Source organism: Streptomyces sp. DT190, assembly GCF_049846985.1.
GTDB lineage: Bacteria > Actinomycetota > Actinomycetes > Streptomycetales > Streptomycetaceae > Streptomyces.
Genome location: NZ_JBNCNM010000001.1, coordinates 92490 through 109954 on the forward strand (window position 1 = coordinate 92490; position 17465 = coordinate 109954).

Genomic DNA, 17465 nt, shown 5'->3' on the forward strand with positions numbered 1-17465 from the left:
CGGCATGACCGAGACGCAGAAGATCCTTGTCACCGGAGCCACCGGAACCGTCGGGCGCCGGATCGTCGCCGAACTGCTCGCCCGGGGCCACCGGGTGCGGGCCCTGACCCGCGACACCGCGAAGGCCGCCTTCCCGGACGGGGTCGAGGTCGTGCGGGGCGACCTGACCGAGCCCGACGGCCTGGCCCCGGCCCTTCAGGGCGTGACCGGACTCCACCTGATCACGTTCGGCGGCGCCGCCTTCACGCCGCTGCCGACCGGCCCGCGGATCCTGGAACTGGCCCGCGCGGCCGGCGTCCGCCGCGTCACCGTGCTGCACGGCGGTGGCCCGACCCCGCTGGAGGACGCCGTGCGGGCCGGCGGCGGCCTGGACTGGACGGTGCTCATGCCGGTCGAGTTCATGGCGAACGCCCTGGAATGGGCGGACGGCATCAGGGCGTCGGGCGAGGTGCGCGAGCCGTTCACGTCCCGGCTCAGCGCCATGGTCCACGAGGGCGACATCGGCGCCGTCGCCGCGGTCGCGCTGACCGAGGAGGGCCACGCGGGCCAGGAGTACGTGATCACCGGCCCCGAGGTGCTCTCCGTCGGCGACAAGGTGGACACCCTCGCCGCCGCCGTCGGCCGGGAGATCGCCCTGGTCGAGCTGACCGAGGAGCAGGCCGTCGCCCGGTGGCGGGCCGCGTACCTGCCGGAGGACGTGATCGGCTTCCTGCTGCGGACCTACGGCGACACGCCCGAGGTGGGCCGCACCGTCTCCGGCACCGTCGAGAAGGTCACCGGCCGCCCGGCGCGCACCTTCGCCCAGTGGGCCGCCGAACACGCCGGCGCCTTCCGGTGACGGCGTGGAGTGTCTCGTATTGAGACACCCGCGCGTCACGCCGGCACATCAAGATCGACAGGGGGGTGTGACCGCAGCCAGGTGCGGCCGTCGGCGTGCGCTGCAACGCCGCCGGGCGGCCGCACACCCGAAGAAAGGTGAACCACATGGCCCTCGCACTGCTCCGGCGCCGGTGGCTCAAAGGCACCTCCGCCGCAGCGGCGGGCCTCGCCGTCCCCCTCCCGAACGGTGCCGGTGCCGTCGCCCGCGAGGTCGTCGACCCGATGGGCGCGCCCCTGGCCGGCGCGGACGTCACCGTCACCGCCCTGGACACCCACCGGGTGGCCGCCCGCGGTACGACCGACCCGTACGGCTACTTCCTCGCGGCGCTGCCGCCCGCCCGGTACAGCCTGCTGGTCTCCGCGCAGGGCCTGCGGCCGCACCGCGAGACGATCGACATCGCCGCCGGCGCCTCCACCCCCACCGAGCGCGTCTGGCTGCAGCCGGCCGAGGCGCTCCAGCTGCCGAGCCCCGGCACCTGGCTCTTCGACCCCCCGCACACCGCGATCCGGTTCATCGCCAAGCACGTCGGGATGGCCCATGTGCACGGCCGGTTCGAGCGCTTCGACGGCGGCATCCAGGTCGCCCGGGACATGGCCGACTCGCGGGTGCGCGTCCGCATCGACGCCGCCAGCATCACCACCGGCAACACCACCCGCGACAACCACCTGCGCTCCGCCGACTTCCTGGACGTCGAACGCTTCCCGTACATCGACTTCACGAGCACGCGCTTCGCGTACCGGGGCGGCAGCAAGTGGTCGCTGCTGGGCACCCTCACGATGCACGGCGTGAGCCGCTCGGTGTCGCTGGACACGACCTACCTGGGCACGGTCAACGGCGGCTACGGCCAGGAACTGCGCTGCGCGGCCCTCGCGACGGCGGAACTGCACCGCGAGGACTACACCCTCAACTGGCGTTCCATGCTGGCCCGAGGCATCGCCGTGGTCGGCCCGACCGTCCAACTGGAGCTGGACGTCCAGGCGATGTACCGCACCCACGACACACCGACCCCGCCGGAGTAGGTGTCTCGACTGCGCGTTTTCTGAACGGGTGGGAGCGGTCGCCCGACGAGGCGGCCGCTCGCGGGCCAGGAGAACCTGGCTAGTCAGGCCGTCCTTTTCCTGGCGAAATCGCACCCTTGCCGACAAGTCGTCACCGCACGACCCTTTCAAGGTCACCAGTGACCGCAAGGGGGGAAGCGTGCCATTCGGCAGTGGAGACCGAGCTCAGCTTCAGCAGGTCATCGAGCAGCTCGGGAAGCTCGCCACCGACCTCGCCGCCGTCAGGCAGCAGGTCGCGGACCAGCAGGACACCATCAACCAGATCCGTCAGGACACCACCGCCGCCATGACCAGCGGCCTCACCGAGATGCGGGCAATCGCCCGTGACGCTCTGACCCGCACCGACGAAGTCACCAGCGGGCCCCTCGCTGGCATCGGCGGCGAACTCGTCGCCCTCCGAGGAGCCATCAGCCAACTGGACAGCCGACTGCAAGTCAGGGCCGTAGGCCCGCCGGAGACCCCGACGGACCCGCCGAGCCCGGAGCCCGAGGTCGAGAAGCCCCAGGTGACGCCCGATCCGGAACCGCCCGAACTCGCGCCTCAGCCGATCAGCGAACCCGGCAGCATCCCCGAGCCCGACGAAGAAACCCTGCAAGCAGCAGCCGGTATCTCCGCCGCCACCCTCCACGCCCACCGCGACACCTGGGAGTTCCTCGTCAAGCACGCGGGAACGGACCAGCACTTCCACCTCCCGGCCGGCGTCCACGACACCGAAGGCACGATCCTGGCCAAGGTTTCCGGCCCCAGCCTCGTCGCCGCCCTGACCAGCCTCCACAACGTCAGCCACATCGCCGCCGACCCGGGAACTCGCGCCATCGCCGCCCACCTCCACGAGCGACTCACCGAGACCGTGCAAGAGATCCTCACCCGCCCCCACCGCGGCGACGGAGCCGACCCGGTCCGCATCGTCATCGACGACCGAGCCGCCCCGGACGACAGGGGAGACAGCGCGCAGTGACAGCACGGAGCCCTCGATCGCCGCAGCGGGCGAGGGCTCCGGCCCTGAGCTCATGCGCGCGTCATCCGAGCGGAGACGGCATCAGTGGGGCACCGGCCCGGCCCCTCCGCCGGCAGCGTGCACCTCTGCCGCGTGCTTGTGGAACCCTCAAGCGATGGCGGAACTGAGCAGGGACGACGGCCACCCTTTCCGGTGCGAAGTCGAACGGGTCGTCAACGAGGCGGCGCAAGGGCTGCGCACGTTGGACGCCTGCGTGGGGTGGTTCTGCGACCTGGCCCCGACGCGCCGACAGGAGGTGCTGCGGGAAGTCGCCGGCTACGCGATGCAGGCGCATGTCACCGCCGCGGACGGGCGTGCGGGGGTGGCGCGGTCGGGGGTGAAGACCACCGCCAATCCCGCGGTGATGATCTGCATGGACCCGCCCCGCTACGGGTTCGCCGACCTCCCTGCCGCCGAACACGTCGCGGCGTTTCGCGTCCTCGTTTCCGCATTCGCCGTCGCCGACGCGCGCCGCCGCGCGACGTACTGCCAAGGCGCTTGCGGACATCCATGGCACAACCTGGGCTCGTTCGCCGGCTCGCCTGCGCCCGGTCCTGACCGTGTTGAAGGTCAGGAGACGTGCCCAGAGTTGCGGAATGCATCCGAGAGGGCCGGCTCGGGCGTCGGCGGCGCCCCGGCCCCGCCGGAATAATCCCTGGCACCGGCCACTCGCAGCTCCCTACACTCACGCACGTACCCGCGCCGCCCACGACCCGGGCGGTGCGCCGGCGTGACGAACGAAGGGAGACGGCCGTGCGTGATCACACCGCTGCCGCCGTCGCCCTCCCGCGCTACGAGGTGATCCTCGTGTCTTCGTCCCTCCGGTGCCCGCTGCGCGGCGGCATCGGCTGACCGGGACGAACTCCGGGCACTCAGCGCCTACTCGACGTGAGTCGGGTCCGCGCGTCTGCCTGCCCCCTCTCGCCGCCCCGGAATCGCGCTGCCCTTTTCCCGACCCGCATCGAAAGGCCCCGGGCCGTGCGCACCATCCACCACCCGCTCGCCGCCGTCCGCAACCTCGGCATCCTCGCCCACGTCGACGCCGGCAAGACCACCGTCACAGAACGGATCCTGTTCGCCACCGGAACCACGCACAAGCGCGGTGAGGTCCACGACGGCACGACCGTCACGGACTTCGACCCGCAGGAGCGGGACCGGGGCATCACCATCTTCGCCGCGGCGGTCAGCTGCGCCTGGGACGGGCACCGGATCAACCTCATCGACACCCCCGGGCACGTCGACTTCGCCGACGAGGTGGAGCGCGCGCTGCGGGTGCTGGACGGTGCCGTGGCCGTGTTCGACGCGGTGGCCGGGGTGGAGCCGCAGAGCGAGTCGGTGTGGCGGCAGGCCGACCGGCACGGCGTGCCGAGGATCGCGTTCGTCAACAAGATGGACCGGGCCGGCGCGGACCTCGACGCGGCCGTGGCGTCGATCCGGGAGCGACTGCATCCCGCGCCGCTCGCCGTCCAGCTGCCGATCGGCGCGGAGGACGCCTTCGCCGGCGTCGTCGACCTGGTCCGTATGCGCGCGCTGCTGTGGGGCGACGGCGACACCCCGGACGACCTGCCGGTGCCGGACGGCCTGCGGGACGAGGCCCTCGCCCGCCGCCGGGCCCTGGAGGAGGCCGTGGCGGAGCTGCATCCGGGCGCCCTGGAGGAGTACTGCTCCACCGGCGCGCTCTCGGAGCGGACACTCGTCACGGCCCTGCGGGACCTGACCCGGGACGGTGACGGCGTGGTCGTGCTGTGCGGCTCCGCGTACCGCAACCGGGGGATCGAGCCGCTGCTCGACGCCGTCGTGGCCTGGCTGCCCTCGCCGCTGGACGTGCCGCCCGTGCGCGGCACGTACGAGGGCGAGGAGCGGCGACGGCCCGCCGACCCGGCGGCGCCGCCGGTCGCCCTCGCGTTCAAGGTGCAGGCCACCGCGACCGGGCGGCTGACGTACCTGCGGATCTACTCGGGGACGATCGCGAAGGGGGACACGCTGTGGGACGCGACCGCGGGCCGCACCGAGCGGGTCGGCCGGATCCTGCGTGTGCGGGCCGACCGGCACGCGCCGCTGGACAGCGCCGTCGCCGGGGACATCGTCGCCGTCGTCGGGCTGAAGTCGGCCCGGGCCGGTTCGACCCTGTGCGCGCCGGACGCTCCCCTGCTGCTGGAACCGCCCGGTACGCCCGAGCCGGTGGTGTCGGTCGCCGTCGAGGCGCGCGGGGCGGGCGACACCGACCGCCTCGCGTCGGGGCTGGCCCGGCTGACCGAGGAGGACCCCTCGCTGGTCGCGCGCACCGACCCGGAGACCGGGCAGACCGTCCTCTCCGGCATGGGTGAACTGCACCTGGAGGTGGCGGTGGAGAAGCTGCGGCGCGACCTCGGCGTGGAGGTCACCGTGGGCCGGCCCCGGGTCAGTCACCGCGAGACCGTGGGCCGGGGCGTGTCGGGGCTGGTGTACCGGCACGTCAAACAGGACGGCGGGGCCGGGCAGTTCGCCCATGTCGTGCTCGACGTGGAGCCGTACGAGGAGGGCGCCTTCGCGTTCCGCTCGGCCGTGGTCGGCGGGCGGGTGCCCCAGGAGTACGTCCGGGCGGTCGAGGCGGGCTGCCGGGACGCCCTCGCGGAGGGGCCGCTCGGCGGGCACCCGGTGACCGGGCTGCGCGTCACGCTCACCGACGGGGCCACCCATGTGAAGGACTCCTCGGACACGGCGTTCCGCACCGCCGGCCGGCTGGGACTGCGCGCGGCCCTGCGCGCCTGCGCGATGCTCCTGCTGGAGCCGGTCGCCGAGGTCACCGTCACGGTGCCCGAGGACGCGGTCGGCGGTGTCCTCGGCGACCTGGCCGCCCGGCGCGGCCGGGTGACCGGCTCGGTCACCCGGGCGGGCGCGGCGGTCGTCACCGCGACCGTGCCGCTGGCCGAACTGTTCGGCTGGGCGACCCGGTTGCGCAGCCGCACCCAGGGCCGCGGCACGTTCACGGCCCGGCCCACCGGGTTCGCGCCGGCGCCGGTGGCCGCCACCGCGGTGCGGTAGGGACCCGGCCCCTTCCCTTCGGCGTAGGGAAGGGGCCGGCCCGCCCCTACGGGCGGGTCATGAGCGCCCCTGGGCACCAAGTCCCTGGGCACAAGCGCCCCTGCGCATGAGCGTCCCCGGGCACGAGGGCCCCGCGACAGGGGCCCCGTGGGCAGGGACCCCCATGGGCAGGAGTCCCCATGGGCTGGACACGAGCCTCCCTACGGGTAGGACACGATCGTCGACGGCACGGTCGAGGTGCCCGACGTGGGCGCCCCCGTGTCGTTGATGACGCACTCGTACTGCCCGTTGCCGCCCAGCGACACCACGAGCAGGTCGTGGAAGCGCACCCCGGGCCGGTTCGGCGCGGCGAAGCCGTGGTGCTGCACGATGCTCGGGTCGACGTTGTAATAGCAGTAGCTGCCCAGGCCCCAGCCCTCGTGGCTGGTCACGTTGTCCCCGACCCGGTAGGCCGCGTAGCCCTTGACCGAGCCGTTCTGGATCGCGGCCTGGTTCGGCGCGTCGTACGCCTTCTCGTTCTGGAAGAAGATCGTGCGGCCGCGCTCGCCGAACCACTGCACGTCGTACTTGTTGAAGTGCTCCACGAACAGGCCGGTCGCCAGGACGTCGTGGCCGTTGACGACGACGCCGTAGTCGGCCCGGTTGGTCTCCCAGCCGACGCCGTCGCCGTGGTCGGCGCGCCAGACCCAGGTGTGGTCGACGATGGTGTGGCGGCTGTTGACGACCATGCTGGTGGTGGCCTTGCCGGCGCCCGCCCCGCCGATGCGGACGAACACGTCCTGGACGGTGGTCGGGTTGGCGGAGTGGTCCCGGGCGGCCCCGGGCGGGCCGATCTCCAGCAGGGTCGCGGAGTTGACCGGACCGGCGTCGACCAGGAACCCGGCCAGCCGGACGCCGTCGACGTCGGCGACCTTGAGCGCCGTGACCCCGTTGTCGGGGATGAGGGTCGCGTAACCGAGGCCCAGGACCACGGTGTTGGCGCGGTCCACCCGAAGCGGCTGGTCGAGGCGGTAGATGCCAGGCGTCAGCAGCAGGTGCAGGCCTTCGGACAGGGCCTGGTTGAGGGTGGCCGCTGAGACGCCCGGCTTGGCGACGTAGAAGCGGGTCAGCGGCAGGGAGGTGCCGCGCGGGGTGCCGCTGCCCCAGGTGACGCCGCGGGCGTTGGTCCGCTTCTCGGGCAGGAAGACCCGGTACTCGTTGCCGCTGAGGTAGAGGAACGGCTTCTCGCGGGAGACCGGCGTCGTGGCCAGCGTGGTGTACGGCGGGTTGGGGAAGCCCTGCGCGGGAGCGCCCTCGACGCCGGAGAACACCATGTTCCACACGCCGTTGAGCCAGCCGCCGATCGCGCTGTCCCGGGTGTACCACTGCTGCTGCGAGTACGGCTGCACCTGGCCGTCGATCCGGCTGTCGGCGATGTAGCCGCCGCTGGACCAGCCGTACCCGGTCGGGGCGAGGTTGAGGTTGCCGCGGACGTGCATCCGGCGGAACGGGGCGGCCTGGGAGACGGCCCAGCGGTTGGTGCCGTTGACGGGGACCACCGCCAGGTTCTCCGCCGAACGCCAGAAGTTCTGTGTGGCGTTGCCGTTGAACCAGCCCGCGTCGACCGTGATGTCGCCGTTGATGGTGGTGTCGTCGGGGGAGAGGCCGAGGCCGGAGATCGAGGTGTAGAAGCCGATCTGCGCGTTGAGCCCGTGGTAGGTGCCGGGCTTGAACAGCAGCTGGTAGCGGCCGGTGCCGAACTGGGCCGACTCCTGACGCCGGAAGATCTCGTCCAGTCTGCCCTGGATGTTCGGCGTGGAGGGGTCGAAGACGACGACGTTGGGGCCGAGGTCGCCGCCGCCGGGCAGGGCCCGGGCCTTCTTCGTGCGGGCGGGCTTCCTGCCCTCGGCGGGGGCGGCCGCGGCCGTGCCGGGCAGGCCGGCGAGCACGGTGGCCGCCGCGGCGGCGCCGAGGACGGCCCGGCGGCCGGGGGAGGGCAGACCGGATGACGGGGAGTCGGTGGGCATGGGGCGGCTCTCCTGGTTCATGAAGTGAACGGTGTGGGGTGCGGGGAGCGCTCTCTCGCCGCTGAATGGTTCATCCCTGGAACAGTCGCGTCAAGAGGTGCGGCAGGACTTCACGGAGTGCGTCCAAACCCTTGACGGGCCTGCCCTCCGGGGGTTAACTCACGTCCTAAATTAAGCCATGACGACTCCCTCCCGGCGGGGGAGCACGGTCTGGGGGGACGTACTCCCGTACTCCCGGAAGGGACACGAGCAGCATGCGCAGTACCCGAGCCGCGGCCGCAGGCGCCGTCACACTGTCACTCGTCCTCGCGGCCACGGCCTGCGGAGGCGGCTCCGCCACGGGTGGCGGGTCGAACGACTCGCCCAAGACGCTGACGTACTGGGCGTCCAACCAGGGCGCCAGCATCGAGATCGACAAGAAGGTCCTCCAGCCCGAACTCGACAAGTTCGAGAAGCAGACCGGGATCAAGGTGAAGCTGGAGGTCGTCCCCTGGTCCGACCTGCTCAACCGGATCCTCACCGCCACCACCTCCGGCCAGGGCCCGGACGTGCTGAACATCGGCAACACCTGGAGCGCCTCGCTCCAGGCCACCGGCGCCCTGCTGCCCTGGGACGCGAAGAACTTCGACAAGATCGGCGGCCGGGACCGGTTCGTCGACTCGGCGCTCGGCTCCACCGGCGCCGAGGGCGAGGACCCGGCCGCGGTCCCGCTGTACTCGATGTCGTACGCGCTCTACTACAACAAGAAGATGTTCGCCGAGGCGGGCATCTCCAAGCCGCCGGCCACCTGGGACGAGCTGGTCGCCGACGGCAGGAAGCTCTCCAAGGACGGCAAGTGGGGGCTGGGCGCCGAGGGTTCGAACCCGTCCGAGAACATCCACCACGCCTACGTCTTCGCCAAGCAGCACGGCGCCGACTTCTTCACCGCCGACGGCAAGCCGGACTTCACGGGCGACGCCACGGTCGCCGCGGTCAAGCAGTACGTCGACCTGATGGCCAAGGACAAGGTCATCGCACCCGGCAACGCCGAGTACGCGCAGAACCAGTCCGTCAGCGACTTCGCCAAGGGCAAGACGGCGATGCTGCTGTGGCAGTCCGCCTCCGCCAACCTCAAGTCCCAGGGCATGAGCGAGGACGACTACGGCATCGCGCCCGTGCCCGTGCAGTCCGGCACCCCGGGCACCGGCAAGCAGGTCAACTCGATGGTGGCGGGCATCAACCTCGCCGTCTTCAAGAACACCGACAACCTCGACGGCGCCACCACGTTCGTGAAGTTCATGACCAGCGACGACGAGCAGAAGATCCTCAACAAGGCCTACAGCTCGATCCCGCCGGTGAAGACCGCCCAGTCGGACGCCGCGTTCGCCACCCCGGCCAACGCGGTCCTGAAGGACACTCTCGCCAAGAGCGCCGTCGCGCTGCCGCAGGTCGCCGACGAGTCGCAGTTCGAGACGGCCGTCGGCACGGCCATCAAGGACCTGTTCGCCGACGCGGCCGCGGGACGCGCCGTCACCACGGCGTCGGTGAAGGCGGCCCTGGAGAAGGCCCAGCAGCAGATGCCGGCGGCCTGAACGACATGACCACCACGGTTGAAGCCGGCACGCCGCCGGTCCGCAAGAGCCCGTCCGGTGCGGCGCACGGCCCCCGCCGCCGCACCGGACGGATCCGCCGCGTCGGCCTGCCCTACCTGTTGCTGGTGCCCGCGCTGCTGCTCGAACTGCTCGTCCACCTGGTGCCGATGGTGATCGGCGTCGTGATGAGCTTCAAGGAGCTCACGCAGTTCTACATCCGCGACTGGGGCGCCGCCCCCTGGTCCGCCCTGGACAACTACAAGGTGTCGGTGGACTTCGACGCCCCCGTCGGCGAGGCGCTGCTGCACTCCTTCCTCGTCACCGTCGCCTTCACGCTGCTGTCGGTGGGCCTGTGCTGGCTGATCGGCACCGCCGCGGCCGTCTTCATGCAGGACACCTTCCGGGGCCGCGGCCTGCTGCGGGCGCTGTTCCTGGTGCCGTACGCGCTGCCGGTCTACGCGGCCGTCATCACCTGGGTGTTCATGTTCCAGCACGACAACGGCCTGGTGAACCACGTCCTGCACGACCAGCTCGGCCTCACCGACAAGCCGTCCTTCTGGCTCATCGGCGACAACAGCTTCATCGCGCTGCTGACGGTGTCGGTGTGGAAGGGCTGGCCGTTCGCCTTCCTCATCGTGATGGCCGGACTGCAGAACATCCCGCGCGAGCTGTACGAGGCGGCCGCCCTGGACGGCGCCGGGGTGTGGCAGCAGATCCGCCGCATCACCCTGCCGTCGCTGCGCCCGGTCAACCAGGTGCTGGTCCTCGTGCTGTTCCTGTGGACGTTCAACGACTTCAACACGCCGTACGTCCTGTTCGGCAGGACCGCGCCGGCGGCGGCCGACCTCATCTCGGTGCACATCTACCAGGCGTCGTTCGTCACCTGGAACTTCGGCACGGGCTCGGCGATGTCGGTGCTCCTGCTGCTGTTCCTGCTGCTGGTGACGGGCGTGTACCTGGTGCTGACCTCGCGCGGACGGAGGACCGCCTCATGAGTTCGCCCCTGGCCCCGCCGCGGTCCTTCCTGTGGTCCCGGCGCGTCTTCCTGACGCTGCTGACGGGCTTCGTGCTGCTGCCGGTCTACGTCATGGTCTCCAGCTCGCTGAAGCCGCTCGCGGACGTCACGGGCAAGTTCCGCTGGCTGCCGACCGAGCTGACGATCCGCCCGTACATCGACATCTGGTCGACCGTCCCCCTCGCCCGCTACTTCGTCAACTCCCTGATCGTGGCGGGCGCGGCGACGGTCTGCTCGGTGGTGATCGCGGTCTTCGCGGCGTACGCGGTGAGCCGCTACGACTTCCGCGGCAAGCGCGTCTTCACGGTCACCGTGCTGTCGACGCAGATGTTCCCCGGCATCCTGTTCCTGCTGCCGCTGTTCCTCATCTACGTCAACATCGGCAACGCGACGGGCATCGCCCTGTTCGGCTCGCGCGGCGGGCTGATCCTGACCTATCTCACCTTCTCGCTGCCGTTCTCGATCTGGATGCTGATCGGCTACTTCGACTCGGTGCCGCGCGACCTGGACGAGGCGGCGCTGGTCGACGGCTGCGGCCCGCTGGGCGCGCTGTTCCGGGTGGTGGTCCCGGCGGCCGTGCCGGGCATCGTCGCGGTGGCCGTCTACGCCTTCATGACCGCCTGGGGCGAGGTGCTGTTCGCCTCGGTGATGACCAACGACACCACCCGCACCCTCGCCGTCGGCCTCCAGGGCTACTCGACCCTCAACGACGTGTACTGGAACCAGATCATGGCCGCCTCGCTGGTCGTCAGCGTCCCCGTGGTCGCGGGCTTCCTGCTGCTCCAGCGCTATCTCGTCGCCGGCCTGACGGCGGGAGCCGTCAAGTGACCCACCCGTACGTTCCCGAGAGGACCTCCGTGACCATCGACCATGCCGCCCTCCCCGACGACTTCCTGTGGGGCACCGCCACGTCCGCGTACCAGATCGAGGGCGCCGTGGCGGAGGACGGCCGTGCGCCGTCGATCTGGGACACCTTCTCGCACACCCCGGGCAAGACCGCCGGCGGCGACCACGGCGACGTCGCCTGCGACCACTACCACCGCTGGCGCGAGGACATCGCCCTGATGCGGCAGCTCGGCGTGAACGCCTACCGCCTGTCGGTCGCCTGGCCGCGCATCGTGCCGGGCGGCGACGGCCCCGTGAACCCCAAGGGCCTGGCCTTCTACGACGAGCTGATCGACGGCCTGCTGGAGGCCGGCATCACCCCGTCGGTCACGCTCTACCACTGGGACCTGCCGCAGGCGCTGCAGGACCGCGGCGGCTGGCCGGAGCGCGACACGGCCCACGCGTTCGCGGAGTACGCCTCGGTCGTGGCCGGGCGGCTCGGCGACCGCGTCACCCACTGGGCCACCCTCAACGAGCCCCTGTGCTCGGCGTGGATCGGCCACCTCGAAGGCAAGATGGCCCCCGGCTGGACCGACCTGACCGCCGCCGTCCGCGCCAGCTACCACCTGCTGCTCGGCCACGGCCTGGCCGCCGGGGCGATCCGGGCGGCGGTCCCGGACGCCCAGGTGGGCATCGTCAACAACCTCTCCACCATCCACGCCGCCTCCGACCGCCCCGAGGACCTCGCCGCGGCCCGCCGCATGGACGGCCACACCAACCGCTGGTGGCTCGACCCGGTGCACGGCCGGGGCTTCCCGGACGACATGCGCGAGGTCTACGGCGTCGAACTCCCCGAGCGGGACGGCGACTCGGCGGTCATCGCCGCGCCCCTGGACTGGCTGGGCCTGAACTACTACTTCCCGCAGACCGTGGCCGACGACCCGGACGGCCCCGCGCCGTACGCCCGTGCCGTGCGGCGCGAGGGCGTCCCGCGCACCGGCATGGACTGGGAGATCGACGCGGGCGGCATCGAGGAGCTGCTGCTCCGCCTCACGCGGGAGTACGGCGCGCGCCGGCTGTACGTCACGGAGAACGGCTCGGCCTTCCCCGACGTCGTCCGCCCCGACGGCACCGTCGACGACCCCGAGCGGCAGGACTACCTCCTGGGCCACCTCGCCGCCTGCGCCTCCGCCGCCCGCAAGGGCGCCCCGCTGGCCGGCTACTTCGCCTGGTCCCTGCTCGACAACTTCGAGTGGGCGTATGGCTACGAGAAGCGGTTCGGGCTCGTCCACGTGGACTACGCGACGCAGAAGCGGACGATCAAGGGGACGGGGCATCGGTACGCCGAGGTGGTGCGCGACCACCGGAGCCGGGCCCGCAAGGCGGCCTGATCCGAACGCCGGGGTGGGCGGGACGCGGGAGTCCGCGCCCACCCCGGCCCGCTCCGCTTCGACCTATGAACTGTCAGGTACACGCCATCACTCACGGGTCATTCGACCCTTCCCCGCCCCCCTGTGCACATCGAACCGGAGGAGAGCCATGCCGTCCCGTACGCCCCGCACCCTCCTGACCGCGCTCGCGGCCCTCACGCTGCTGACCGCGGGTCCCGCCTTCGCCGCCCCCGCCCCCGAGCCGCGCGCCGCGGCCGCCGCCTGGGACACCGACCGAGCGGCGGCCGCCCACGCCGCGAACCCGGCCGCCGTCACGGCGTCCGGCAGCGAGAACCCCGACACGTCCCCCGGCCGCGCCTTCGACGGCAACGGCTCCACCCGCTGGTCCAGCGACTTCTCCGACACCGCCTGGATCCGCGTCGACCTCGGCTCGACGATCCGCGTCGACCGGGTCGTCCTGGACTGGGAGGCCGCGTACGGCAAGCGCTACGTCCTGGAGGCCTCGAAGAACGGCACCGACTGGACGCCCTTCTTCACCGAGACCGCCGGCACCGGAGGCTCGGTCACGGCCCACACCTACCCCCAGGAGGTCACGGCCCGCTACGTGCGCCTGCGCGGCGTCGAACGCGCCACCCCCTACGGCTACTCCCTCTGGTCGATGAGGGTCTACGGCGGCGAACCGGCCCCCGCCTCCACGACCCGCACCAACCTCGCCCTGAACCACCCGGCCTACGCGAACTACTACCAGCACGCCGGCAACTCCCCGGCGTTCGTGACGGACGGCGGCCGGCCGGCGGACCTCAAGGCCGACGTCAGCCGCTGGTCGAGCGACTGGAACGCCAACCGCTGGGTCTCGGTCGACCTCGGCGCACCCGCGACGATCGACTCGGTCGACCTGTACTGGGAGGCGGCCTACGCCGTCGACTACGAACTCCAGGTCTCCGACGACAACCGCACCTGGCGCACGGTGTACCGCCCGTCGGCCGCCGAGGTCGCGACGCGTCGCGCGAACGTGAAGTCACCGGCGGAAGCCGTCGGCCTGCACGACTCCGTCCGGCTGCCCCAGCCCGTCACGGGCCGCTATGTCCGCATGCTCGGCAAGGAACGGCGCTCCTTCCACAACCCGGCCCCCGCCACGGCCCAGTTCGGCTACTCCCTCTACGAGTTCGAGGTCTGGGGCACGGGAGGCAGCGCGACGGCCGCGTACCCGGCACTGCCCGTCGAGCAGACCGGCACCTACCGCACCACGTTCTTCGACGACTTCACCGGCCCGGCCCTGGACCGCGGCAAGTGGCGGGTGGTGCGCACGGGCACCGAGATGGGCTCGGTCAACGGCGAGGCGCAGGCGTACGTCGACTCGACGGACAACATCCGCACGGAGAACGGCGCCCTGCTGCTGTCGGCGAAGCACTGCAAGGGCTGCACACAAGCGGGCGGCGCCACCTACGACTTCACCTCCGGCCGTATCGACACCCACACCCGGTTCGACTTCACCTACGGCAAGGTCAGCGCCCGCATGAAACTCCCGGTCGGCGACGGCTTCTGGCCGGCCTTCTGGCTCCTGGGCAGCGACGTCGACGACCCCTCGGTCGGCTGGCCCTCCTCCGGCGAGACCGACATCATGGAGAACATCGGCTACGCGGACTGGACCAGCACCGCCCTGCACGGCCCCGGCTACTCGGCGGACGGCAACATCGGCGCCCGCCAGGTGTACCCCGGGGGCGGCCGCGCGGACGAATGGCACACCTACGCGGTCGAATGGACCCCGACGACGATGCGCTTCTTCGTCGACGACCGCCTGGTCCAGGAGACGACCCGCAACAAACTGGAGTCCACCCGCGGCCAGTGGGTCTTCGCCCACCACCAGTACGTGATCCTCAACCTGGCCCTGGGCGGCGCCTACCCCGCCGGCTGGAACAAGGTGACGACCCCCTACTGGGGCCTGCCGCAGTCCAGCGTGGACCGGATCGCGGGCGGGGGAGTGCGGGCGGAGGTGGACTGGGTGCGGGTGGAGCAGAAGGGCTGACCGTCGCGCCGTGCACGGGTCGCCGGGGGCAAGACGAACAACCGCCGGTGCCGCTCCTCGGCCGAGAGCGGTGCGGGGTCCGCCGACGGTGATCCCGGTCGCCTCAGAGCAGGGCCGGAGGTCCCGGTACGTACTCCGGATCCACCTGCGCCGCCAAGTCCTCTCCCGTGCGGGCGTCCGCCCAGGCCCTGGCGTTGCGCAGGTGGAACTCGACCGCGTGACGGTGGAGCCGGGTCCAGTCGCGGACCTGGGCGTCGACCGTCTCGCGCAGGACGTTCAGCGCGTGGCGGTTGTGGGGTTCCAACTCGCCCGACGCCCGGCCCTGTTCCGCCGCGCGGACCCAGGGGGAGTGCACCAGGTGCGTCAGCAGGTCGTCGCCCACCTGTTCCTTGAGGAAGAGCAGGTCGTCCTCGCACGTGACCTTGTTGCCGACGACCGCGACGCGGATGCCGAACTGCTCGGCGTGGTCGCGGTACTGGCGGTAGACCGAGACGCCCTTGCGGGTCGGCTCCGCCACCAGGAACGTGAGGTCGAAGCGGGTGAACAGGCCCGATGCGAAGGCGTCCGCGCCCGCTGTCATGTCGACCACGACGTACTCGCCGGGGCCGTCCAGCAGGTGGCCCAGGTACAGCTCGACCGCGCCGAGCTTGGAGTGGTAGCAGGCCACTCCGAGGTCGGACTCGTCGAACTCGCCCGTCACCATCAGGGGTACGCCGCCGGCCCGGCCCACGTGGCGGGCGTGCAGTGCGTCGTCGCCCAGGGGGCGCAGGAGGCGCGAGCCGCGGCCGGGCGGGGTCGTCTTGAGCATCGCCTCGGTGGAGGTGATGCGCGGGTTGTCGCCCCGGAGAAAGTCCTTGATCTCGGCGAGACACGGGCCCAGGGGGACGGCGGGCCGTTCCTCGAGGCCCAGGGCCTCGGCCAGGTGCTGGTTGATGTCGCCGTCGACGGCGAGGACCGGGGCGCCGGAGCGCGCGAGGTGGCGGGAGAAGAGCGCCGACAGCGTGGTCTTGCCGCTGCCGCCCTTGCCGACGAACGCGACCCTCATGACCGGCCCGGCGTTTTGAAAATGGATGTCATGTGACTAGGTTTTAGGGAGTGACCGTCGCCACTGTCAAATCCCCTGGGCCGATCGGGCCGGACCGTGGTGCATAGGATGTGCAAGTGCGTGTCCAGAGCAGTAAGCGTCCCGCCCGGTTCCTCGCCGCCCTCGTCCTCCTCCCCGGACTGGCCGGCTGCTTCGCCTCACCCGGCGGGGAGTCCTCGTCGGACGGCGCGCAACCCGGCTCCCGGCTGCGCGTCGCCCTCGCCTTCCCGCCCGCCGAGAACTTCTCGCCGTACGGAGCCGACGCCACGCTGCTCAGCCGCCTCGGCGTCACCGAAGGACTGACCGCGCTGGACGCCAACGGCGCAGCGACCCCCGCACTCGCCCGGTCCTGGACCCGTGTGAACGAGCGCACCTGGCACTTCACCCTGCGCGAGGCCACCTTCCAGGACGGCACCGAGGTCACCCCGTCGGCCGTGGCCGGTGCGCTCACCCACGCGGCGGAGGCGAAGCCCGTGCCCGCCCCCCTCGCCGGCGTCACCCTCACCGCGCGGCCCGACGGCGACGACGGCGTACGGGCCACGACCGCCGCCCCCGACCCCGTCCTGCCCATGCGCCTGGCCGGCCCGAGCCTGGCGGTCCTCTCCCCGAAGGCCTACCGGAAGCCGGGCCACCCCACACCGGTCGGCACCGCCACGGGCCCCTTCGAGATCATCCGCGTCGACGGCACCGGCTCCGCCACCCTCGACCGCTTCGAGGATCACTGGGGCGGCCTCGCCCAGGCCTCCGGCATCGACGCGCGCTTCGTCAAGGACGGCACCGCCCGCGCCAACGCCGTACGCACCGGCGACGTCGACATCGCCGAGGCCGTGCCCGTCGCCCAGGCCGCCACCCTCGACGGGGACGCCCGCCGGGAGGCCGGCACCACGCGCACCACCAGCCTGCACCTCAACACCAGGAGCGGCCCCTTCGAGGACCCCCGGCTGCGCGCCGCCGCCCGCGCGGCGATCGACTCCTCCGCCCTCGTCAAGGGTGTCTTCGAGGGGTACGCCGACCCGGGCGCCGGCCTCTACGGCCCCGCCGTCACCTGGGCGAAGGGCAAGCGCGTGAAGCCGTCCGGGCGGGCCGCGCCGGCCCGGCCCGACGGGACCTCCCTCACCCTCGCCACGTACGACAACCGGCCCGAACTCCCCGAGGTGGCCCAGGTCGTGCAGCAGCAGCTGGAGAAGGCCGGGTTCGAGGTGAAGCTGCAGGTGCGTGAGTACTCGCGGCTGGAGAGCGACGCGCTGGCGGGGAAGTTCGACGCCTTCATCGGCGCCCGCAACAGCCTCCTGGACACCGGTGACCCCGTCGGCATCCTCGCCGGCGACTACACCTGCGACGGCGGCTACAACCTCGCCCTGCTGTGCGACCGGAAGGTCGACCGGGCCGTCGCGAAGGCCGACCGGGCCGACGGCACGGGGGAGCGGCAGGACGCGGCGATGGCCGCGGAGGCGGCGATCCTCGGCACGGACGCGGTCGTGCCGCTCGCCCACCAGCGGATCGTCCTCGGCGTCTCCCCGAAGGTCCGGGGCGTGCTCCTCGACCCCTACGAGCGGACCCTGGTGGGGCCCGGCACGCGTCGCTGAAC

The 17465-nt window shown here is 72.0% G+C and carries 13 protein-coding genes; 11 read left to right on the forward strand and 2 right to left on the reverse strand.

Annotated features, from left to right (window positions below):
- Positions 1-4 precede the first annotated feature (4 nt).
- The 5 genes from ACPXCS_RS00375 to fusA all read left to right on the forward strand — a co-directional run bounded on the left by ACPXCS_RS00375 (position 5) and on the right by fusA (position 5959).
- On the forward strand, positions 5-838 hold the full coding sequence (locus tag ACPXCS_RS00375) for an NAD(P)H-binding protein (protein ID WP_425945844.1): 834 nt from the start codon (positions 5-7) through the stop codon (positions 836-838).
- A gap of 146 nt (positions 839-984) precedes the next feature.
- Entirely contained in the window at positions 985-1899 is a 915-nt protein-coding gene (locus ACPXCS_RS00380; RefSeq protein ID WP_425945845.1) for a YceI family protein, read from the forward strand.
- A 178-nt stretch (positions 1900-2077) separates the two neighbouring features.
- A complete protein-coding gene (locus ACPXCS_RS00385) occupies positions 2078-2896 on the forward strand; it encodes a hypothetical protein (RefSeq protein ID WP_425945846.1) in 819 nt (272 codons plus the stop codon).
- Positions 2897-3050: 154 nt separating this feature from the next.
- Positions 3051-3587, forward strand: a complete 537-nt coding sequence (locus ACPXCS_RS00390) for a DUF5958 family protein (protein ID WP_425945847.1) — start codon at positions 3051-3053, stop codon at positions 3585-3587.
- Positions 3588-3913: 326 nt separating this feature from the next.
- Positions 3914-5959, forward strand: coding sequence for an elongation factor G (gene fusA / locus ACPXCS_RS00395; protein ID WP_425945848.1), 2046 nt, complete (start codon positions 3914-3916; stop codon positions 5957-5959).
- A 200-nt stretch (positions 5960-6159) separates the two neighbouring features.
- On the opposite strand, the gene ACPXCS_RS00400 is transcribed toward fusA, so the two are convergent.
- Positions 6160-7965, reverse strand: coding sequence for a coagulation factor 5/8 type domain-containing protein (locus ACPXCS_RS00400; protein ID WP_425946108.1), 1806 nt, complete (start codon positions 7963-7965; stop codon positions 6160-6162).
- A 254-nt stretch (positions 7966-8219) separates the two neighbouring features.
- Here ACPXCS_RS00400 and ACPXCS_RS00405 point away from each other — a divergent pair, with 254 nt between their 5' ends.
- The 5 genes from ACPXCS_RS00405 to ACPXCS_RS00425 all read left to right on the forward strand — a co-directional run bounded on the left by ACPXCS_RS00405 (position 8220) and on the right by ACPXCS_RS00425 (position 14793).
- Positions 8220-9536: an ABC transporter substrate-binding protein gene (locus ACPXCS_RS00405; RefSeq protein ID WP_425945849.1), complete on the forward strand. Its 1317-nt coding sequence runs from the start codon at positions 8220-8222 to the stop codon at positions 9534-9536.
- A gap of 5 nt (positions 9537-9541) precedes the next feature.
- On the forward strand, positions 9542-10531 hold the full coding sequence (locus ACPXCS_RS00410; RefSeq protein ID WP_425945850.1) for a carbohydrate ABC transporter permease: 990 nt from the start codon (positions 9542-9544) through the stop codon (positions 10529-10531).
- Between the two features lie 8 nt (positions 10532-10539).
- Positions 10540-11379 (forward strand): carbohydrate ABC transporter permease, encoded by an 840-nt coding sequence (locus ACPXCS_RS00415; RefSeq protein ID WP_425946109.1) that lies wholly within the window; start codon positions 10540-10542, stop codon positions 11377-11379.
- A 29-nt stretch (positions 11380-11408) separates the two neighbouring features.
- Positions 11409-12767, forward strand: coding sequence for a GH1 family beta-glucosidase (locus tag ACPXCS_RS00420; RefSeq protein WP_425945851.1), 1359 nt, complete (start codon positions 11409-11411; stop codon positions 12765-12767).
- A gap of 148 nt (positions 12768-12915) precedes the next feature.
- Positions 12916-14793: a discoidin domain-containing protein gene (locus ACPXCS_RS00425; protein WP_425945852.1), complete on the forward strand. Its 1878-nt coding sequence runs from the start codon at positions 12916-12918 to the stop codon at positions 14791-14793.
- 103 nt (positions 14794-14896) lie between these two features.
- On the opposite strand, the gene ACPXCS_RS00430 is transcribed toward ACPXCS_RS00425, so the two are convergent.
- A complete protein-coding gene (locus ACPXCS_RS00430; protein ID WP_425945853.1) occupies positions 14897-15838 on the reverse strand; it encodes an AAA family ATPase in 942 nt (313 codons plus the stop codon).
- A 110-nt stretch (positions 15839-15948) separates the two neighbouring features.
- On the opposite strand from ACPXCS_RS00430, the gene ACPXCS_RS00435 reads away from it, so the two are divergent.
- Positions 15949-17463 carry an ABC transporter substrate-binding protein gene (locus ACPXCS_RS00435; RefSeq protein WP_425945854.1) on the forward strand — a complete coding sequence of 505 codons (1515 nt, stop codon included), beginning with the start codon at positions 15949-15951 and terminating at the stop codon, positions 17461-17463.
- Positions 17464-17465 lie beyond the last annotated feature (2 nt).